Here is a 20,940-nt window from a genome sequence, read left to right on the forward strand (position 1 = left end):
GATAATTATTCTAATTTGATATTGTTTCCCATGTAAACGGAGCGGCAACTTTCATGCCTACGTTGAGGCTTTCCTCTAGGACAGGTATAATGTCGCGCTTCTTATTTTTCCCGCCCGGGAGCCCCTGCCATGCTGCGCATCAGCCAAGAAGCCCTGACTTTCGACGACGTTCTCCTGATTCCCGGTTATTCCGATGTCTTGCCAAAAGACGTCAGCCTGAAGACCCGCCTCACGCGCGGTATCGAGTTGAACATTCCCCTGGTATCCGCTGCGATGGATACCGTAACCGAGTCCCGTCTCGCCATTGCCATGGCCCAGGAAGGCGGTATCGGAATCATCCACAAGAACATGACGGTCGAGCAGCAAGCTGCTGAAGTCCGCAAGGTCAAGCGCTTCGAGGCTGGCGTTGTAAAGGACCCGATCACGATCGATGCCAGCGCAACCGTCCGCGACCTGTTCGACCTGACGCGTCAGCACAACATCTCGGGTGTACCGGTCCTGGCCAACGGTGATCTGGTCGGTATCGTCACCTCCCGTGATGTGCGATTTGAAAACCGCCTCGATATTCCGGTGCGCGATGTGATGACTCCCAAGGAGCGTCTCGTTACCGTTCGCGAAGGTGCCAATAAGCAGGAAGTGCGCGAGCTCTTGCACAAGCACCGTCTGGAAAAGGTCCTGATCGTCGATGAGGCCTTCAACCTGAAAGGCATGATGACCGTCAAGGACATCGAAAAAGCCAAGGCCTATCCGAACGCCAGCAAGGACGAAGCGGGCAGCCTGCGTGTCGGTGCTGCCGTCGGTACCGGCGCCGAGACACCTGAGCGTGTGGCTGCACTGGTTGCTGCCGGTGTTGACGTTATTGTGGTCGATACCGCTCACGGTCACTCCAAGGGTGTGATCGAGCGTGTACGCTGGGTCAAGGAAACCTATCCGCAGGTTCAGGTCATCGGTGGCAACATCGCGACCGGCGAAGCGGCCAAGGCACTGGCTGATGCAGGCGCCGATGCCGTCAAGGTCGGTATCGGCCCGGGCTCCATCTGCACCACGCGTATCGTGGCCGGTGTGGGGGTTCCGCAGATCTCCGCCATTGCCAACGTTGCCGCTGCGCTGGAAGGTACAGGTGTTCCATTGATCGCTGACGGTGGCATCCGTTTCTCCGGTGACCTGTCCAAGGCCATCGTGGCGGGCGGTTACTGTGTCATGATGGGCTCCATGTTCGCTGGTACCGAAGAAGCACCGGGCGAGGTCGAGCTGTTCCAGGGTCGCTCCTACAAGTCCTACCGTGGCATGGGCTCGCTGGGTGCGATGTCGCAGAGCCAGGGCTCCAGCGACCGTTATTTCCAGGACTCCGCGTCCGGTGCTGAAAAGCTGGTACCGGAAGGCATTGAAGGTCGCGTACCGTACAAAGGTCCGTTAGCCGCTATTATTCATCAATTGATGGGTGGCCTGCGTGCCTCCATGGGTTACACCGGCTGCGCCACGATCGAGGAGATGCGTACCAAGCCTCAATTCGTTCGCATCACCGGCGCCGGCATGGCGGAATCCCATGTACACGATGTGCAAATTACGAAAGAAGCGCCCAACTACCGCGTAGGCTGATTGCCGCGACGATAGGTTCGCTGGGTGTTTTATGTTGAGATTCGGGGCTGTCATGGACGGCCCCGAATCGTCTGTTCTTACCGCTCATGAGAAATGGCCATGTCCCAAGACATCCACGCTCACCGTATTCTGATTCTCGACTTCGGTTCCCAGTACACCCAGTTGATCGCACGCCGTGTGCGTGAGCTCGGTGTTTACTGCGAACTCCATCCCTTCGATATGGATGACGCCGACATCCGTGCCTTTGCCCCTCGCGGTATCATCCTTGCCGGCGGACCGGAATCGGTACATGAAGCCAACAGCCCTCGCGCACCCAAGGCCGTATTCGAGCTGGGCGTTCCGCTGCTAGGCATCTGCTATGGCATGCAAACCATGGCCGAGCAGCTGGGCGGCAGAGTCGAAGGCTCCAACGTTCGCGAATTTGGTTATGCCAAAGTCGATGTAGTCGGCAAGAGCCGCTTGCTTGACGGTATCGAAGACCATATCGACGACGATGGCGTCCTCGGTCTGGATGTTTGGATGAGCCATGGCGACAAGGTGTCCAACCTGCCGGAAGGTTTCCATATCGTTGCCAGCACTCCAAGCTGCGCCATTGCAGCCATGGGTGACGAAAAGCGCGGCTGGTATGGCGTGCAGTTCCATCCGGAAGTGACTCATACCAAGCAGGGCGGCCGTATCCTGTCGCGCTTCCTGTTGGATATCTGCCAGTGCAAAGCACTGTGGACACCCTCCAATATCGTTGAAGACGCCATTGCCCAGGTTCGTGCCCAGGTTGGTAGCGCCAACGTGCTGCTCGGGCTGTCCGGTGGTGTGGACTCTTCCGTGGTCGCTGCGCTGTTGCACAAGGCCATCGGTGATCAGCTGACCTGTGTCTTCGTCGATAACGGTCTGCTGCGTCTGCATGAGGGCGATCAGGTCATGGCCATGTTTGCCGAGAACATGGGCGTGAAGGTCATTCGTGCCGATGCCGAGCACCGCTTCCTGACCAATCTGGAAGGCGAAGCCGACCCAGAGAAGAAGCGCAAGATCATTGGCCGCACCTTTATCGACGTGTTCGATGCAGAAGCTAGCAAGCTGCCAAACATCAAGTTCCTGGCACAGGGCACTATCTATCCGGACGTGATCGAGTCTGCTGGCGCCAAGACGGGCAAGGCGCACGTGATCAAGTCCCACCACAACGTGGGTGGTCTGCCGGAAGAGATGAACCTGAAGCTTGTCGAGCCGCTGCGTGAGCTGTTCAAGGATGAGGTCCGCAAGATTGGTCTGGAGCTGGGTCTGCCCTATGACATGGTGTACCGCCATCCTTTCCCGGGCCCGGGTCTGGGCGTGCGTATCCTAGGTGAAGTGAAAAAGGAATACGCCGACCTGCTGCGTCGCGCGGATGACATTTTCATCACCGAACTGCGCAAGGCTGATTGGTATCACAAAGTCAGCCAGGCTTTCGTAGTATTCCAGCCGGTCAAGTCGGTTGGTGTGGTTGGCGATGGCCGCCGTTACGCCTGGGTCGTGGCCCTGCGTGCTGTGGAAACGATCGACTTCATGACCGCGCGTTGGGCTCACTTGCCTTATGAGCTCTTGGAAAAGGTTTCCAACCGCATCATCAACGAGATTGACGGCATTTCCCGCGTGACCTACGACGTGTCGAGCAAGCCGCCGGCAACGATCGAGTGGGAATGATCTGACGCATTAAGCACAAAGGCCGCCTAGAAAGGTGGCCTTTGTGCTTTTAGCCGATCCGTTTTAGCCCCAGCCACCGTCGACAGGAAACTCGTGCCCTGTCAGTTGGGCACTGTCATCCGCCGCGAGGAACAACACACTAGGGGCAACGTGCTCAGGAAGCAGGCGCAGTTTGAGGCACTGGTGTTCTTGAATACGGGCTTCGTCTTCCGGCGTGATCCATTTCTCCAGTTGACGCTCGGTCATGATGCAGCCTGGCACAACCGTATTGACACGAATAGCATCGACACCTAGATCCCGCGCAAAGGTTCGTGTCAGCCCATGTACCGCTGCTTTGGCACTGACATAGGCTGCCAGCCCGCCAAGCGCAAGCTGGACGCTGATAGAGCCAAAGTTGATGATCGATCCGCCGCCAGCCTGGATCATCTGTGGCGCAGCGGCCTGGATAGCAAAAAACATGGGGCGCAGGTTGATGGCCATGCGGTTGTCCCAGTATTGGATATCCACTTCGCGCCAATCGTGACGATCATCGTTGGCAGCGTTGTTAATTAAAACACGGATAGGCCCCAACGCTTGTCCTGCGTCCCTTATGGCTTCCTGAAGACTATCGATGTCTCGGATATCACAGCGGCGAAACCAGGGGGCTTGGCCGGTTTCGGTCTCCAGCTCAGTTATCAGGCGCTGACTGGCCTGCTCGTCGATATCGATAAAGGCGACGTGTGCGCCTTGTGTGTGAAAGGCGCGAGTCAGGGCACCACCGATGCCGCTGCCGCCACCCGTAATGAAAACGGTGCGGTCCTTGAGGCTAGGGTACTGTGCAGTTGCTTGAGTCATTTAGATTTCTCTGTATGGACAAGAATTAGGCGCGCTCGGCGACCAAGTCGGATGCTGAAGGCGTCCGAGGTGACCAGGCAGCATTCATTTCTTCCAGGGTTTTGTTTTTTGTCTCTGGGACCCAACGCCAGACAAATACAGCGGCCAGCAGGCCCATAGCGCCATATACCCAATAGGCGAAGCCGTGGTTGAAAAGGTCGTTCAACCAGGCATTGCTGTTCATCATGGGGAACGTCCAGGACACCAGTAGATTGGCTAACCATTGAGTAGCGACAGCAATGGAAAGGGCGCCTCGAATGCTGTTAGGAAAGATCTCTGAAAGCAGAACCCACACCACAGGCCCCCAGGAAACTGCAAAGGCGGCTACGTACACCAGCATCATCAACAGGGCAGTAATGCCTAGGCTTTGGAGGTAGAACGCTGTACCTAGCCCCAGCATGCTAACGGCCATTCCAAGCGCGCCGATGATCATCAGGGGTTTACGCCCAACACGATCTACTAAAACGATGGCAACAACCGTGAAGATCAGATTGACTGCACCAACAATGATGGTCTGGATCAACGAGACGTCTGCTTGGCTACCCATGTTCTTGAAGATTTCCGGCGCGTAGTACAGCACCACATTGATGCCCACAAACTGTTGGAAGATGGACAGCAGCATGGCAATCAGGATGAGGGTGCCGCCATAAGAGAGCCAGGGCGCTTCACGGTGGCTCTGCTGGAAGGACAGACGAATCTCATTAAGAATGGTTTGTGCTGCGGCAGAGCCGTTGATTTGTTCAAGTACCTCCATGGCACGGCCCGTTTGGCCTTTCATGACGAGATAACGGGGTGTTTCAGGCGTCTTGAGAAGAAGCGCCATAAAGGCGAAAGCCGGTACGATCTCTGAGCCCAGCATCCATCGCCAGCCGTATTGGCTCAGCCATTCCGTAGTTTGGCCGCGGGCAATGAAGTAATTGACGAAATACACCAATAACATGCCAAAAATGATGCAGAACTGGTTGCACGACACCAGGCGACCACGCATGTGGCTGGGAGCAATTTCAGCGATGTACATAGGCGAAAGCATGGAGGCAATACCAACCCCTATTCCGCCTATGATCCTATATAGGTTAAAGGCGCTGATGTGCTCAATACCAAATACGTTGACGACTTCAGGCAAGGCGGAGCCGATAGCCGATACGATAAAAAGCAAGGCGGCTAGGATCAGCCCGTTGCGACGGCCTAGACGCTGGCTGATATAGCCCGCAAAAAAGCCCCCGATTACGCAGCCTAGCAGGGCTGATGCAATGGTAAATCCAGTAATAGAGTTGGCGAGATTAGGCGTGATTTCATCAGGAAGAATGAAAACTTGCCTGTAGAACAGCCAGCCCGTAATAGCGGAAACAATCGCAGCAAATACTAAGCCACGCATGCGTCCGTAAAGCCGCATGAAGTAATAGATACTTAAGGCAAGCACAAGCAGGGTACTGAGCAAAAGCGTGTTCTTGAACTCAATGACGACCCGACTGGCCTGCATCGGGTCTTGAAACAACGGGTCAATAAAGTGCATCCGTATCGGTTCTACAGCACCGGAAATCACGGCAGTGTCGTAGCCGAACAGCAAGCCGCCGAATGCTGCGGCAATAGTGACGAATACCAAGAATCCAGAGGATTTGGCACGGTTCATGTTGTCTCCTAGGCTGTGGAGGCAGCCGGTTTTTGTATTTGTTAGCGATTCCCTGGAGTACAACGATCCGCCTCCTTGCGAATCAGAAAACTGTGCTGAGTAATGAGGCAGGTTCAGCCTGGAGCAGTCAGGCTGAACAGTTCAGGTAAATACAGGGCGGCTGATGGATCACTGCAGAGGAACAACGCTCAAAGGCAGGCCGCGGCGCTGAAGATTGTCCATTAGTGAGCGAATGCCAAAGGACCACGGGGCAGCTTGGTCGCTGGTGGTGACCCGGTTGCTCAGCGTGCCCAAACGCGATGTGCTGATCATGACCACATCGCCCAGCTTGTGAGTGAAGCCACCGCCGGGTTGATCGCGATCCTGGCGTGGAGCGAATAGGGTACCGAGAAACAGGACAAACCCATCCGGGTACTGGTGGTTGGCATTAAGCGTCTGCGCGACCAGATCGAGTGGGTCTCGGCTGATCTGGCGCATGGAGCTGTGGCCTTCCAGCAGATAGCCGTCTTCGCCGTGAATGCGCAAGTCAACCTCTGCCGAGCGCACATCGTCGATGCCGTAACTTTCATCGAAAAGACGAATGAAAGGGCCGATGGCTGTTGAAGCATTATTGTCCTTGGCTTTGGACAGCAGCAGAGCGCTACGACCTTCAAAATCCCTGAGGTTTACATCGTTACCCAAGGTCGCGCCCTGAACTTTGCCCGTACTGGAGACCAACAGCACAATCTCAGGCTCTGGGTTGTTCCAGGTGGATTTGGGGTGAATACCAATGTCTGAGCCGTAACCTACCGCTGAAAGAGGCTGGGCCTTGGTAAACACTTCGGCGTCCGGCCCTATACCTACTTCCAGATATTGAGACCATAGGCCCTGCTCGATGAGTACCTTTCGTAGCGCTTCTGCCTGATCTGATCCTGGCACGATGTCGGATAGATCAACGCCGATGCGCTCAGTCAATGAGGCGCGGATGTCAGCCGCCTTGCCCGGATCGCCCTTGGCCTGTTCTTCGACGACGCGCTCCAGCAGACTGGCCGCGAAGGTGACACCGGCTGCCTTGATAGCCTGTAGATCGATCGGTGCGAGAAGCCAGGGCTTGCTCTCATCACGCTCGCGGCTGTCGCTATTGGCGAGCAGACCTGGCAGGTCTATCAGGGGAGCTGGCAATGGCAGCTCATGAAGATAGGCAGCAGGGTTGTCCAGTTCCATCAGCGCGGATACGGTCGAAACCGAGGTGCTGATGTCATACACCGCCTGCTCTTTGACGAGCACCACGGCAGGGCCGGCGGTGGAGCCGGGTAGCCAGACACGGCCGACCCAGGTACCTGCGGCCATGTCGTCAGGCGCTTGATAGGCCGCCGTCAGGGGATGTGAAGGCGTGTAGGAAGACATGCGGTTCTCCTTGCTCAATGGGAGTGGCGAGGGGCACCGTTTTCGGTGATCACTCGCATATACAGGGTGGCTGGCTCCAGGCAGCCGCCAGTCGATAACTGCCCGACCAGTTTGCGGTAGAGCTCCTGCCAGGGGGTCTGAGAGGTCGGAATGCTGGGCAAGGCCTCACCGCGCCGACGCTCCAGTTCATCCTCATCGATCAGCAGTTCGACCCGTCGTGCATTAAGGTCGACCCTCAGGCGGTCCCCTGTCCTGAGCAGGGCAAGTCCGCCGCCTATAGCTGCTTCGGGTGACATGTTGAGAATAGACGGGCTGGCTGAGGTGCCGCTCTGGCGTCCGTCACCCATGCAGGGCAGTGAATCGATGCCTCGACGGATCAGTTCTGAAGGTGGCGCCATGTTGACCACCTCGGCGCTGCCGGGGTATCCCACTGTGCCGCAACCGCGAATGACCAGGATGCAGCGCTCATCGATTTCCAGGCTGGGATCGTTGATACGGGCGTGATAATCCTCAGGCCCCTCGAAGACAATCGCACGCGTCTCGAAGGTGTTCTCCTTGCCTGGCTCGGCCAGATAGGTCTGACGGAACGCTTCACCAATAACCGAGACCTTCATGATGGCACTATCGAAAAAATTGCCGCTCAGGACAATAAACCCGGCGCGATGTTTGAGGGGCGATTCACAGGGACGGATCACATCGTTATCCAGCGTCTGATGCTGCGTGATGATTTCGCCAATGGTTTTGCCGGAGACGGTACTACAGTGCCGATGGATCAAACCGGCCTTATCCAGTTCGTGAAGCACGGCCGGTACACCACCCGCGCGGTGGAAGCTTTCACCCAGGTATTCACCCGCCGGCATGCAATTGACCAGCAGCGGGACGTCCTCGCCCAGGCGTTGCCAATCTTCCAGGCTCAGATCGATACCCATGTGGCGGGCAATCGCGATCAGATGTGGAGGGCAGTTGCTGGAAGCCCCTAGGGCCGAAGCCAGCACGATGGCATTTTCGAATGCCTCTCGCGTCATGATCTGCGAGGGACGAATTTCTTCTTTCACCAGGTCGACAATGCGCTTGCCTGTGACGTAGGCCATCTGGCCACGCTCGCGGTAGGCAGCCGGAATACTGGCGCACCCAGGCAGCGACATGCCGAGCGCCTCGGCCAGTGAGTTCATGGAGAGGGCCGTGCCCATGGTGTTGCAGTGGCCGATGGACGGGGAGGCCGCCGTGGTCATTTCCATGAAGCCTTCGTAGTCGATCGTCCCGGCAGAAAATAGGTTACGTGCATGCCAAAGCACGGTTCCGGAGCCGATACGCTTGCCGTTATGCCAGCCGTCCAGCATGGGACCGCCGGAAAGCACGATGGCAGGAAGATCTGTCGTGGCGGCTGCCATCAGACAGGCCGGGGTGGTTTTGTCGCAGCCTGTAGTCAACACCACGCCATCGAGCGGATAGCCGTGCAGAATCTCCACAAGCCCCAGATAAGCCAGGTTTCGATCCAGCGCAGCGGTAGGCCGCCGGCTCTGCTCAGCGAGCGGGTGCACCGGAAACTCCATGGGAATTCCGCCTGCGTCGCGAATGCCGGCCTTGACGCGTTGGGCAAGTTCCAAATGGTGGCGGTTGCAGGGGGCCAAGTCGCTACCTGTCTGGGCGATCCCGATAATAGGTCGGCCCGATTGCAATTCATCACGGGTCAGTCCGTAGTTCATATAGCGCTCGACATAAAGCGCGGTCATGTCGGCATGGGCAGGATCATCAAACCATTGCTGGCTGCGTAGTCGGCGTTGTGTGGGTTCACTCATGCTTTGTTGTTCTTCAGATCAGAGGTGAAGGGGCGCAGTGAGCGCCCCGGAGCGATGACAGGTAGCAGACGCTGTGCTGGAAAAGGACGTATGAGGGGCAGGGACATGATGCGTTCACCACTATTGTTTTTATCAAGCGAATGTTAGCGCCTACATTTCGATGTTAGCGCCTACATTTTGTTTGTAAAGACCTCTTTTGACGCTAAAATCAGCTGTGCTTATAACGGTATGGATGATGAGAAACCGGAAACCGGCTCGTAGACGAGTCACGATGCAGGACATAGCGGAACACGTTGGCGTGAGTTCGATTACGGTTTCCCGAGCGCTCAAGACGCCGGAAAAGGTCGCCGTGCCGGTGCGTGACAAGATCCTCGAAGCATGCAGCCAGCTGGGCTACGTCCCCAACCAAGCCGCTATGGCCCTGGCGTCGGCACGTTCCCAGAATATTGTCGTGTTGATCCCCTCGCTTACCAATAGCGTGTTCGTCGACATCCTGGTCGGCATCAAGGAGCGGCTCGACCGGCATGGTTATAACCTGCTCATCGGCATAACCGGCTACTCGCTCGAACAGGAGGAACACCTGCTGCGTACCTATCTGCAGCATTCCCCGGATGGGGTGATCCTGACGGGTATCGACCATACGCCCGGGCTATGGGCATTGCTGGAACAACAGCAGATTCCAACGGTGCATACCATCGAAACCCTGACGCGGGACGATTGTTGGAGCGTAGGGTTTTCCCAGTTTGCCGCTGGGTATGCCGCGGCCCGTCATCTGATCGAGTGCGGCTATCGACGTATCGGCATCATTGGCGCGCAGGGCGATCCACGTACGCTGCGGCGTCGGGATGGGTGCCGCCAGGCGCTTGAGGAAGCCGGGTTATATGATCCACAGCGGGAGCTGTTTGTGACCAGCAACTCTTCCCTGGCACTGGGGGCAGAGCTGTTTGAGCGGATGCACCGTGCACATTCCGATTGTGAGGCGCTGTTCTTTTGCAATGATGACTTGGCGCAGGGCGCTGTTTTCAAATGCGGCCGCCTGGGTATTGCCGTTCCCGACCGCATGGCCATCATGGGCTTCCATGACCTAAACGGGTCGGCCTGGACGTCTCCGCCGCTCACGACTGTGGCAACACCACGCTATCGCATCGGTTGTGAGGCCGCAGAGCTGCTTGTCGCTCATCTGGCGGGGCAGGACAGGCCGGAGCGTCATGTAGACCTGGGATTTGAAATCGTTCACCGCGAAACGACACGGCTTGATCCCAGGGCCTAGGTCGCTCATCTCCCATCAGTCTGAAAGCGTGCGTCTCCGCTTACTTAATTGAGAGTACTTCTTATCTTTGAGTGAAATCGGGTGTATTGTGCGCTCCTCCAATTTCCCGAGGGACTGCATTTCATGTCTTTCACGCGGCGCCAGGTGCTCGGCGGTTTGACCGGTCTGGTTGTGGTAGGGGTAGGCGCTGGCGGCGCTCGCTGGTGGCTGGGGCGGCCACAGGTGGCCAAAGCATATGACTACGAGCTGATCGCGGCGCCGCTGGATGTCGAGTTGGTGCCAGGGCATGTCACGCCTGCGCTGGCCTATGGCGGCCAATTTCCAGGCAAGGAAATCCGGGCGCGGCAAGGCGAGTGGTTGCGTGTCCGCTTCACTAATCATCTTGATCAGCCCACCACGATTCACTGGCATGGCATCCGTCTGCCCATCGAGATGGATGGCGTACCGTATATCTCGCAGGCACCGGTGCTACCGGGCGAGAGTTTCGTTTACCAGTTCAAGACGCCGGACGCCGGAACCTATTGGTATCACCCGCATGTCGCCAGCAGTGAGCAACTGGGGCGAGGCCTGGAAGGACCGCTTATTGTCGAAGAGCGTGAGCCGACCGGCTTTGCGCACGACATGACGTTGTGCCTGAAGAACTGGCATGTGGATGATCAAGGAGCCTTTACAGCGTTCAGCATTCCTCGAGAGGCGGCTCGCGTAGGCACGCTGGGTCGGCTGACCACGGTAAATGGAAAGCACGTTCCCACTATTGATCTACCCGCGGGCGCAGTGGTGCGTTTGCGCATTCTGAATGTGGATAACACGGCAACCTACCGATTGAACCTGACGGATGTCGAGGCGCGTATTTATGCACTGGACGGCCATCCCATCGAGCCTCGGGCGTTTGGCGATGAGTACCTGCTAGGCCCTGGTATGCGCATCGATCTGGCATATAGGGTACCGGCAGCCGGGACAACGGTGTCCCTGCGTAACGGCCCGCTGCGATTGGCCACCCTGGGGTCTACCGATCAGGGCGCCCAGTCTGGAGAATGGCCGCGGCCCTTGCCGCCCAACCCTGTCAGCGAGCCGGACCTTGAACGCGCGGAAACCGTAAACTTTCGCTTCGAATGGGTAGCGACTCTGGCCAGCGACCCGGCGTACTGCGGCAAGGCGATGTACTGGCAGATCAACGGCCAGGCCGGTGGCGAGCACAAGGAAGGGGACCCGCATCCAGCGTTGGCGAAGCTCAAGCTTGGGCAGAGTTACATCCTTGAGTTTCGTAACATGGCCCAGTATTTCCATCCTGTGCATCTGCATGGGCTGACCTTCAAGGTCTTGAGTTCGGACCGGCATCCCGTGACGCCGTACTATACCGATACCTACCTGCTCGGCAAGAACGAGACAGCTCGGGTAGCGCTGATGGCCGATAATCCGGGACAATGGATGCTTCACTGCCATGTGATCGACCACATGGAAACCGGCCTCATGGGGACCATTGAGGTCAGCTGACGTTTGAGCTTGTCATGAATCGTATGCGCCGTTTCCCTCCCATTATCGACCGTAGTCAGGATGAGCTTTTCATGCGAGAGGCGCTGGCGCTGGCAGCTGAAGGCGCATCCCTGGGTGAGGTGCCTGTCGGTGCGGTACTGGTTCATGACGGACGGATCATCGGACGCGGCTTCAATCAGCCCATTACTGGCCATGACCCCAGCGCCCATGCAGAAATGCAGGCCATTCGTGCAGCGGCCCTGGCGCTGGAAAACTATCGTCTGCCGGACACTACCTTGTATGTAACCCTTGAGCCGTGCAGCATGTGTTCAGGGCTTCTGGTGCACGCCCGGATCCAGCGTCTGGTGTATGGTGCACGTGAACCGCGTGCCGGTGCGGTAGAAAGCCGTGGGCAGTTTTTCAAGCAGGATTTCCTGAACCATCGCGTTATCGTTGAGGGCGGCCTTCTGGCTGAAGAGTGTGGCGCCTTGCTGACCGACTTCTTCCGGGCGCGTCGGAGTAAATCCTAAGGCGCATTGGCCTTTTTCTTTCGCTTCGGCTTGGCCTCCTCGCCAATCAGGCTTAGATCCCATTTGCCCAGGCTTTCCTTCAGGCCTAGCGCCACTGTGAGCCGGTCGGCATCGAACGGCGCGTGGACATTGGCATCATTATCAAAATAGCAGTAGATGTCTCGGCTCTCCTGTGTGGGCAATCGATGTGCCTGGTCAATCAGCTGGGCATCGTCCGGCTCTCCACCTTGCGCCCAAGCCTGAATGCGAGACGTCCAATAGTGCAGCGCTTCATCCGAGTAGCGGCTTGAATAGAGCTGCTCGTGACCGTGCAGGCGTATATAAAGAAAGTCTGCTGTGACATCCTCCCGGTACAGCCATTTGCCCGCTGTGTCGGCAATTACCAGCGCCACGTTATAGCGCCGCAGTAGCTCGACAAAAGCGGGGTCGATGAAGCTCTCATGCCGGATCTCGACGGCATGGCGCAAGGGTCGGTTGGCATCGATACTCAGGCTGCAGCGGCCCTCCATGCGCGCCTCACAATGCAGGGCGAGCGCCTGGGCGGTCTGGGTGTCCTGAGGCAGGAGCTTTAGAAATGCCTCAAACCGCTCAGGCTCGAACTTCAAATTAGCTGGAAACTGCCAGAGGATAGGTCCCAGTTTCTCCTTGAGCTCAAAGATGCCGGAGGCCAGAAAATTGGCCATCGCTTTTTCGATATCTTTTAGGCGCAGGATATGCGTGATGTAGCGCGGACCTTTGACGCTGAAAAGAAAGTTTTCACCGGTTTCTGCATACCAGCTGGCGTAGCTCTGAGGGCGCTGAAGCGAATAGAAGGAGCCATTGATCTCGATTGTAGACAGCGCCCGTGAGGCAAAGCGCAGCTCCTTGTTTTGAGTCAGCCCTTCAGGATAGAAAACACCCCGCCAAGGCACGTAGCGCCAGCCGGAAATACCAATACGGATCTGCGCAGCCATAGAAAACTCCTCAACTCGTCTCTTCTTCGGACTGCGCGGAGGGGAGTGGGGTTCGGCTAGGCTTCAGCCAGCGTTCGCATGCGTTCGACTACCGCACGTAGGCCATTGCCACGAGAGGCGGAGAGTTGCCGCTCCAGCCCTAGTTGGCCCAGCCAGTCATGAATATCCAGCACGGCCAGTTCTTCTCGGGTCAGTCCATTGGCTCGGACCAAGAGTACAGCCAGCAGGCCACGGAGAATGCGAGAATCGCTGCCCGCTCGAAAGAAGTGCTGCTCTCCATCCTGCTTGTGAGTGACCCAGACCTGACTTTCACAGCCATAGACCCGATCTTCGTCTCGTCGGGTCTCAACATCGGGCAAGCGTGTCGCCCACTGCAGCAAGAGGCGTGAACGAGCTTCCCACCCGTTGGCGGAAGAGAAGGCATCCAGCGCAGCCTGCGCCTCAGTCGTCAAACCTGTCATCGTAGTAGCTCCAAGGCATTATCCAGCGCCATGAAGAAGCGCTCCAGATCCGTTGAGTCACTATACAGACCAAGCGAAATACGCAGCGAGCCTGCCTCGCCCAGGCGCTTGAACAGCGGCATGGCGCAATGATTGCCCGCCCGCACGGCAATGCCTTGCTCGCCCAACATATGGGAAAGATCAGCCACATGTATGCCATCAACCACTACGCTGGCCAGGGCAATCTGCGGCTCGCCCAATACACGAACGCCCTCGCGAGCCGCCAGTCCGGCCTGTAGTTTCACGCACAACGCCTGCTCATGACCAAAAATGGATGACTCGTCTTGTGCGCTGAGCCAATCCAATGCTGCTCCCAAGCCAATGGCTGCACCAACAGGCGGTGTCCCGGCCTCCAGCCCCATGGGAGCAGAATGAAACTCAGCGTGTTGATAATCGGCGTTACGCACCATCTCGCCACCAAACTGCCAAGGCGCAAGAGCTGCCAGGGCCTCGGCATGTCCCCAGAGTACCCCTATGGCCTCTGGTGCGTAGAGCTTATGGCCAGAAAATACATAGAAATCCGCGCCCAGGTCCTTGGGACTGTGGCGGCCATGAGCCACGCCTTGAGCGCCATCCACAACGAACCAGGCGCCTTGATCGTGGGCCAGACGGGAGAGCTCGGCCAGCGGCTGCCAGGTTCCCAATACGTTCGACAGCTGGCTGATGGCAACCAGACGCGTGCGTGGGCCGATCAGTTCACTGGCTCGATTGAGGTCGATATGGCCCGAGTCTGTAAGCGGCAATACGATCAACTCTACCCCCTGGCGCCGAGCCAACTGCTGCCAGGGCAGAAGGTTGGCATGATGCTCCAGGGCACTGACCACAATTTCATCGCCGGGCTTGAAGTGATGCTCAAGCCCGTAGGCTATCAGGTTGAGCCCTTCCGTCGTGCCGCGCGTAAACACGACTTCCCTAGAATTGGAAGCGCCTAGCCAGCGGGCCACCTTGTCGCGTACGGACTCATAGGCCTGGGTGGCGCGCTCGCCAGGGCGGTGCTGAGCGCGATGAATATTGGCGGCGCCGCGGGCATAGTACGCTGTGAGCGCATCCAGTACAGCCTTGGGCTTTTGCGCTGTGGCCGCAGTGTCCAGATAGGTGATGCCGTCTTCTTCAAAGGCAGCAAGGGCCGGAAAGTCGGTGCGCCAGGGGGAGGGCAATGTCATGGCTTCAACTTTTGGAAACGGATGAAAAAAAGCCGCCCGGCCGTGAGCCGGCGGGCGGCCTACTTACAGGTCTGGACCCGGTACCAAGGTACCGGGTTCCATGACTCAGTTATGCGCGTGCAGGGCTTCGTTCAGCTCGATTGCACTCTTGTTGGTTTTGCACTCGACCGCGCCGGTCTGGGAGTTGCGGCGGAACAGAAGATCATTCTGGCCTGCCAGATCGCGCGCCTTGACCACCTGTACCTGCTGGTTCTGATCATCCAGCACAATCACCTTGGTGCCCGCTGTTACATACAGGCCGGACTCCACTGTGCAGCGATCACCCAGCGGAATGCCGATGCCCGCGTTGGCACCGATCAGGCAGCCCTCGCCAACGCTGATCACAATATTGCCACCGCCAGACAAAGTACCCATGGTGGAGCAGCCGCCGCCCAGATCCGAACCCTTGCCGACGAATACACCCGCCGAGACGCGGCCTTCGACCATATTCGGGCCCGCCGTACCGGCATTGAAGTTTACGAAGCCCTCATGCATGACGGTTGTGCCTTCACCGATATAAGCGCCCAGACGAACACGGGCGGTATCGGCGATGCGCACGCCACTGGGAACGACATAGTCGGTCATCTTGGGGAATTTATCGACGGAGAACACTTCCAGCAATTTGCCGCGCAGACGGGCTTCCAGTTGCTCGGAAGGCAGTTCTGCCAGGTCGATGGCACCCTGATTGGTCCAGGCAACATTCGGCAGCAGGGCAAAGATGCCGCTCAGGTTGACGCCGTGCGGCTTGACCAGGCGATGCGACAGCAAATGCAGCTTCAGGTACGCCTCAGGCGTTGAGGAGGGCGCAGCGTCTTCCGCCAGAATCGTGGCAACCAGCGGCTTGGCGCTTTCAGCCAGACGGGTTAGCAGGGCCATCTGAGTCTGAGCGTTCTCTACGCCACGCAAGGCATCGGCCAGAGAGCGCGCCTGAGACGGCGTAAAGGCGATGGTTTGGTTCCCGCCTGCATAATTGAGAACCGGCGTGATGGCCGCAATCAGTTCTGCCGAGGGGTTCAGCAGGGGCTGGGCATAGAAGACTTCGAGCCAGGCGCCGTCGCGATTTTGCGTGCCGACACCAAAGGCCAGGCTGAACACATTCTGAGACATGAAACTTTCCTTCTAAACAAATAAGGTCAGGCCGGACGCCGGCTGAGAAGTAATCCCACACCGGCACTACCCAGAAGGGCGGCACAACCACGGTTGAACAGACGCTTGGCACGCTCACCAGCCAACAGGCGGCCGAGACGTGCTCCGGCGAAGGCGTAAATTGCGATGGCGAAGCATTCCATGATCAGAAACGCTGCGCCCAATTGAGTAAACTGCTGCCCAAGCGGCTCACCCACCACTACAAACTGCGGAAGAAACGCGGTAAACAGCAAAATAGCTTTGGGGTTGCCTGCAGCGATCAGAAAATCCTGACGCATCAACTTCCAGAGGTCTGCCTTGATGACTTCGTCAGGAGATGGAGCGTCCGTCGAGGTGTTGGCAGTCCATAAGCGGATGGCAGTCCAGATGAGGTACATCGCACCTACAAGCTTGATCGCAGTAAAGAGCCAGGCCGACGTCAACAATACGAGCGCCAGGCCTGAGCCCGCCAGCGCGATCATGCCGGCAAAGGCAATCAGTCGGCCCAAGGTGCCGATACAGGCCGCTGCAAAGCCGAAGCGGGCAGCATTATTGACGGACAGCAGATTGTTCGGCCCAGGCGCCATGTTCAATGCGAAACAGGAAGGTATGAATAGTGCCCAGGCAATCGACATGTCAGCGGTCCAGTTCAGCCGAGTAGAGTTCCGGCTTGAAGCCTAGTACGCGACGCTCTCCCAGGTCCAGTACAGGACGCTTGATCATGGAGGGCTGCGCCAACATGAGCTCGATGGCACGGGCCTCGTCAAGATCTGCCTTTTGTTCGTCAGGCAGTTTTCTGAACGTAGTGCCAGCGCGGTTCAGCACCTTTTCCCAACCAAGCTCACGGCACCAGGTTGAAAGAGTTTCCCGGTCGATGCCGCTGACCTTGTAGTCGTGAAAATGATAGGTCACGCCATGTTTGTCGAGCCATGTGCGCGCCTTTTTCATGGTGTCGCAGGCCTTTATGCCATACAAACTCAATGTGCCGTTCGTGTCGGGCATTCCTGGCCTCCCACCCTTGTAAAGTAATCGCCAAATAGGAATGTCAGAGTATGCCATGTAGAGGTGGGCTGTGCGCCTATCGACGCAATCTATAACAAGGCGCCAAGGCATTGCCTAAGCTCTCTATGCACTCTATACGATAGGAATATGAAGAAATGGCGATCGACCTGAACCACAGACCCAGACTGAGCGATATGCGCCGACTCGCACCGCAAGAGGCAGCGCCTGCGGTTGATCTTGAGGCCAGGCAGCAGGGCCCTCGTATCACTGATGCCGAGTCGCTGTCCGGGCGCCCAGGATATGCCGCCGACTTTCTTGGTGAATTCAGCGTACCCTGGCCTACCATGAGCGATGAGCGTGCCGGGGACGTGCTGCCTGTTTCAGGTTCCGCCGAAAATCGACTCGACTATATGCATTTCTCCATCACCATGTCGGCGTCACGCCGGCTGGCGTTCTACGTTGGCGTCAATATCAATGGTGCTCAGTCCGTTTCGGTCGAGCGGGGCAAAGATCGCTGGTCCTATGACGGACGTATCCCGCTGGAAGCCCAGATTGGCGAAGACCTGTACGCCAATAACCTGCTGGATCGCGGACACCTTGTTCGTCGTGAGGACCCTAACTGGGGGAATGAGGCGGAAGTTGCCAACCGTGACACCTTTCATTTCACCAACTGCTCTCCGCAGATGGCCGGCTTCAATCAGAAGAACTGGCTGGATCTGGAAAACTACCTGCTGGAAAACACCCGGCGCTGGAAGGAGCGGGCAACGGTATTTACCGGGCCGGTTTTCCGGGACGATGACCGGCGCTATCGAGGTGTGCTGATCCCGTCTGCTTTTTGGAAGGTAGTCGCCTTTTTATCCGATGACGGAAAACCATCTGCAACCGCCTACATGATCGATCAATCTAGCGAGCTGGGACAGCTGGATGCCGCGTTCGGACGCTTCCGAACCTATCAGCGCAGTGTTCGTCGTATCGAACAGCTGACAGGTATCAATTTTGGCCCACTCTCCCGTTACGACGGTTTTTCCAACGAGGAGGCCATGACAGGGACACGGATTGAGGCTGAGCTTCACACATTGGCCGACATACGGCTTTGATGGCTTAACGCCTTGCAGCTCAAGACGTTGGCCTCTTGAGCTGCAATCGTTTTCTGCCAAGCGGACACAAGGTAAGGAACTCACCCGCCAGGCAGGGGCCAAATTGTACAACCTGTACAATTATTAACTGCCAGATGTGCTGACGTATGCAGACCACTACACGAGCCACGACGAGCCGGCAGGCTGTGTTAACGTCGTACGCCCTTGAGCCATCCCGTCATCTTTATTTTTCTCTGCTTGAACAGAAGCCCGCGGCTGACGCGCTCGAAAGGGCTCGGCACTATCTTGACGAGCAGCTGAGTGCGACTGGACCTATGCCATCCGATTTGCCGGAGGATCCGCAAGGGCTAGAGCGCTGGATGCTACAAAGTACCGAGCAGGTAGGTCAGGAGTACCGAGCCTATCTCAAGTCCCGGAAGGCAGGCGCCCCTCGTCGTTATTTCACGAGTAAATCTCATGCGCTCTACTTTTTGAGAGGGGTTGCCCCGACCAAACTAGTAGACGGCGCCTGGCTGTACGGTATTTTGCAGCGCTGGAATGACACCCGCTTCACTGCACCTATCCAGATCTATCTGGAAGAGTTGGGCGAGGGTTTGCCAGACAAGAATCATGTCGTCCTGTATAAGAAATTGCTGGCCAGTAACGGTTGTGAAGACTGGGATGGCCTGAGCGATGATCATTATGTTCAGGGTGCGATCCAGCTGGCGCTGGCCTATAACGCCGAGCATTTCCTGCCCGAGATCATTGGATTCAACCTCGGCTATGAACAGTTGCCGCTTCATCTGCTCATTACCTCTTACGAGTTGAATGAGCTTGGGATCGATCCCTATTACTTTACGTTGCACGTGACGGTCGATAACGCCGGTACCGGTCATGCAAAGAAGGCCCTGCAGGCCGTTCATGACGCCATGCCGGTAGAAGGTCGCGAAGCATTCTATCGACGTGTAGCTCAGGGCTATCTGCTCAATAACCTGGGCGCAGGCACAACGTCTGTCATTGGCTCGTTCGATCTTGAACAGGAAGTTATTTCGCTACTGGCAGAGAAAAGCACCGTCGGCAAATACGTGCATTCTGATTACTGCCGAATCGGTGGGCGCAATGTAAGTGAGTGGCTGGCCGATCCAGCTCAGATACCGGCCTTTCTTGAAGCCATGGAGGCTCAAGGCTGGATCAAGCGCCATGAAGACCCACAAAACAGCCGTTTCTGGAAGCTCATACAAGGTGAGCGTGCCGAAATGTTTGGTGTGTTTACTGCCTATGAGCAGCAGCTTATCCATGACTGGATTGCGGGTGATCTGGTGCACACCGGTGCCAAGGTAATAGCCAAGGACCAGGCAGGGCAGGACCGAGTTGCTATCTTGCCTAAGCGGGAGCTGAGCTTTCGCGCTAAGCAGCGCCAGCAGGAAGCGCTTTGTCAAAGCGCAGGCGATAATGCGGCCTCAAATGCCTCTATTGCAGAGGTAAATGACTTTGACAGCGAAGCCGCGGCCCTGGAGCAACGCTTGGCGTGCCAGCCGACTCGCGAAGCGGGTATGGCGCTTCTGATCGAGATGATGTCGCCAGCCAATCACCATACCGCCTCTGGATTGTTGGCCACACGCCTCTTCAACAAGCTTTTCAACTGACCATCCAAGGACAGGGCCCAACGAGGACCCTGTCCTGTTTCTAAAGGATCAAACTGCGTGACGGATACACAGATGCGCGAACAGCCTGCAATCTCCAAACACTCGGTCCAACCTTTTCGCCTCCTGATCGAAGCATTACGCGACGCTCATTACCAATTCATCACAATAACGCCGGCCTCACATGCCCGCGTCAATAGTCGCCCCGGTAACGAGTGGGCAAAGGACTTGCAAGGTATTTTTGGCTGGAGTCGGCCCTTCAGGCAGGAGCTCATTTCACCCGAGCTTTTCGAAGCCATGCAGGCCGCCGACATCCTGGAATCCTACCAGGATGGTTGGCGCAGCAAGGTTCGCGTGTCGACTTTGGGCGATCAGCTGTTCATCCACTCCGCTTATCCTACGGACGAGGCGGATGCAGTGTTCTTTGGTCCAGATACCTATCGCTACGCCAACGCTATCGAAGCCCAGCTACGCTTCGAAACTGGGCAGATCCGGCGGGCAGTCGATATCGGCAGTGGTGCAGGTCCGGGTGCGATACTTGTCGCGCTGGCGAGGCCAGGCGCCGAGGTCTTGGCTGTTGATATCAACGATCGCGCGCTCCGCTTTACTGAAATCAATGCGGACATGGCTGAAGCGACCAATGTGGTGGCTCGGCATAGCAACCTGCTGAATGATGTTGAAGGCGAGTTCGATCTTATTATTTCCAATCCGCCTTACCTGGTCGATCCTACCGAACGCGCCTATCGCCACGGGGGCGGGCCGCTGGGAGCCGGACTCTCTCTTTCCATTCTGGACGCCGCGCTGGAGCGCTTGGCACCAGCGGGAACCTTGCTGCTGTATACCGGCGTGGCCATGGTGGGAGGCCAGGATCCGTTCCTAGAGGCTGTCCAGGAGCGGTTAGCCAAAACAGATTTGGTCTGGCGTTATCGTGAGATGGATCCGGATGTCTTCGGTGAAGAACTGGAATCCGGTGTTTATGCACAGGCCGACCGCATCGCGGCTGTAACCCTGACCGTTACCCGCCCAGCCTGAAACTGTTTTTCAACGTGACGCCCTCTTGGTTGAGGGCGTCCAGTTGGCGCCAGCACGACGTACTGGCGAGCCTTGGGTGAGGTGTATGACCTCATGACACCTCATGCCTACCGTTTGGGCACGGCATTGCCGAACGTGTCTTTGCAGGGCTTGTCGATAGGGATCGTGTC

The 20,940-nt window shown here is 57.3% G+C and carries 18 protein-coding genes; 8 read left to right on the forward strand and 10 right to left on the reverse strand.

All coding sequences use genetic code 11. The annotated features are described in order from the left end of the window. Positions 1-129 precede the first annotated feature (129 nt). Both guaB and guaA read left to right on the forward strand, forming a co-directional pair. Positions 130-1,599: an IMP dehydrogenase gene (gene guaB, locus HMPREF1487_RS14205; RefSeq protein ID WP_010797355.1), complete on the forward strand. Its 1,470-nt coding sequence runs from the start codon at positions 130-132 to the stop codon at positions 1,597-1,599. Between the two features lie 99 nt (positions 1,600-1,698). Continuing rightward, on the forward strand, positions 1,699-3,276 hold the full coding sequence (gene guaA / locus HMPREF1487_RS14210; RefSeq protein WP_010797356.1) for a glutamine-hydrolyzing GMP synthase: 1,578 nt from the start codon (positions 1,699-1,701) through the stop codon (positions 3,274-3,276). 63 nt (positions 3,277-3,339) lie between these two features. Here the strand turns inward: guaA and HMPREF1487_RS14215 are convergent, their stop codons facing one another. From HMPREF1487_RS14215 to HMPREF1487_RS14230, 4 genes are all read right to left on the reverse strand, one after another. Beyond that, positions 3,340-4,110: an SDR family NAD(P)-dependent oxidoreductase gene (locus tag HMPREF1487_RS14215; protein ID WP_010797357.1), complete on the reverse strand. Its 771-nt coding sequence runs from the start codon at positions 4,108-4,110 to the stop codon at positions 3,340-3,342. A gap of 25 nt (positions 4,111-4,135) precedes the next feature. Beyond that, positions 4,136-5,779, reverse strand: coding sequence for a D-xylose transporter XylE (gene xylE, locus HMPREF1487_RS14220; protein WP_010797358.1), 1,644 nt, complete (start codon positions 5,777-5,779; stop codon positions 4,136-4,138). 168 nt (positions 5,780-5,947) lie between these two features. Then, positions 5,948-7,108 (reverse strand): fumarylacetoacetate hydrolase family protein, encoded by a 1,161-nt coding sequence (locus HMPREF1487_RS14225; RefSeq protein WP_154982405.1) that lies wholly within the window; start codon positions 7,106-7,108, stop codon positions 5,948-5,950. 71 nt (positions 7,109-7,179) lie between these two features. Further along, the gene (locus tag HMPREF1487_RS14230) at positions 7,180-8,964 is read right to left on the reverse strand and encodes an IlvD/Edd family dehydratase (RefSeq protein WP_010797360.1); all 1,785 of its coding nucleotides are present in this window, start codon (positions 8,962-8,964) and stop codon (positions 7,180-7,182) included. A 271-nt stretch (positions 8,965-9,235) separates the two neighbouring features. Between HMPREF1487_RS14230 and HMPREF1487_RS14235 the strand changes: the two genes are divergently transcribed. The 3 genes from HMPREF1487_RS14235 (at position 9,236) to tadA (ending at position 12,237) form a co-directional block, all read left to right on the forward strand. After that, positions 9,236-10,234, forward strand: coding sequence for an HTH-type transcriptional regulator GntR (locus tag HMPREF1487_RS14235; protein WP_010797361.1), 999 nt, complete (start codon positions 9,236-9,238; stop codon positions 10,232-10,234). A gap of 123 nt (positions 10,235-10,357) precedes the next feature. Continuing rightward, positions 10,358-11,728 (forward strand): multicopper oxidase family protein, encoded by a 1,371-nt coding sequence (locus HMPREF1487_RS14240; RefSeq protein WP_010797362.1) that lies wholly within the window; start codon positions 10,358-10,360, stop codon positions 11,726-11,728. 14 nt (positions 11,729-11,742) lie between these two features. After that, on the forward strand, positions 11,743-12,237 hold the full coding sequence (gene tadA, locus HMPREF1487_RS14245; protein ID WP_010797363.1) for a tRNA adenosine(34) deaminase TadA: 495 nt from the start codon (positions 11,743-11,745) through the stop codon (positions 12,235-12,237). Here tadA and HMPREF1487_RS14250 read toward each other — a convergent pair. The 6 genes from HMPREF1487_RS14250 to HMPREF1487_RS14275 all read right to left on the reverse strand — a co-directional run bounded on the left by HMPREF1487_RS14250 (position 12,234) and on the right by HMPREF1487_RS14275 (position 17,019). Beyond that, positions 12,234-13,190 (reverse strand): DUF72 domain-containing protein, encoded by a 957-nt coding sequence (locus HMPREF1487_RS14250; protein ID WP_010797364.1) that lies wholly within the window; start codon positions 13,188-13,190, stop codon positions 12,234-12,236. The genes tadA and HMPREF1487_RS14250 overlap by 4 nt on opposite strands. Positions 13,191-13,246: 56 nt before the next feature. Then, entirely contained in the window at positions 13,247-13,651 is a 405-nt protein-coding gene (locus tag HMPREF1487_RS14255; protein WP_010797365.1) for a SufE family protein, read from the reverse strand. Then, positions 13,648-14,853, reverse strand: a complete 1,206-nt coding sequence (locus tag HMPREF1487_RS14260) for an aminotransferase class V-fold PLP-dependent enzyme (protein WP_010797366.1) — start codon at positions 14,851-14,853, stop codon at positions 13,648-13,650. The genes HMPREF1487_RS14255 and HMPREF1487_RS14260 overlap by 4 nt, the downstream gene beginning before the upstream one ends. A gap of 105 nt (positions 14,854-14,958) precedes the next feature. Beyond that, positions 14,959-15,999, reverse strand: coding sequence for a 2,3,4,5-tetrahydropyridine-2,6-dicarboxylate N-succinyltransferase (dapD, locus tag HMPREF1487_RS14265; protein ID WP_010797367.1), 1,041 nt, complete (start codon positions 15,997-15,999; stop codon positions 14,959-14,961). A gap of 26 nt (positions 16,000-16,025) precedes the next feature. Then, positions 16,026-16,652, reverse strand: coding sequence for a LysE family translocator (locus HMPREF1487_RS14270; protein WP_010797368.1), 627 nt, complete (start codon positions 16,650-16,652; stop codon positions 16,026-16,028). Position 16,653: 1 nt separating this feature from the next. Beyond that, positions 16,654-17,019, reverse strand: a complete 366-nt coding sequence (locus HMPREF1487_RS14275) for an ArsC family reductase (protein WP_010797369.1) — start codon at positions 17,017-17,019, stop codon at positions 16,654-16,656. A 155-nt stretch (positions 17,020-17,174) separates the two neighbouring features. Between HMPREF1487_RS14275 and HMPREF1487_RS14280 the strand changes: the two genes are divergently transcribed. From HMPREF1487_RS14280 to HMPREF1487_RS14290, 3 genes are all read left to right on the forward strand, one after another. Continuing rightward, positions 17,175-18,116 carry a DNA/RNA non-specific endonuclease gene (locus HMPREF1487_RS14280; RefSeq protein ID WP_010797370.1) on the forward strand — a complete coding sequence of 314 codons (942 nt, stop codon included), beginning with the start codon at positions 17,175-17,177 and terminating at the stop codon, positions 18,114-18,116. A 146-nt stretch (positions 18,117-18,262) separates the two neighbouring features. Next, the gene (locus HMPREF1487_RS14285; protein WP_010797371.1) at positions 18,263-19,741 is read left to right on the forward strand and encodes an iron-containing redox enzyme family protein; all 1,479 of its coding nucleotides are present in this window, start codon (positions 18,263-18,265) and stop codon (positions 19,739-19,741) included. Between the two features lie 72 nt (positions 19,742-19,813). Then, on the forward strand, positions 19,814-20,770 hold the full coding sequence (locus tag HMPREF1487_RS14290) for a methyltransferase (protein WP_010797372.1): 957 nt from the start codon (positions 19,814-19,816) through the stop codon (positions 20,768-20,770). Positions 20,771-20,940 lie beyond the last annotated feature (170 nt).

The sequence above is a fragment of the Pseudomonas sp. HPB0071 genome (assembly GCF_000478505.2).
Classification (GTDB): domain Bacteria; phylum Pseudomonadota; class Gammaproteobacteria; order Pseudomonadales; family Pseudomonadaceae; genus Chryseomonas; species Chryseomonas luteola.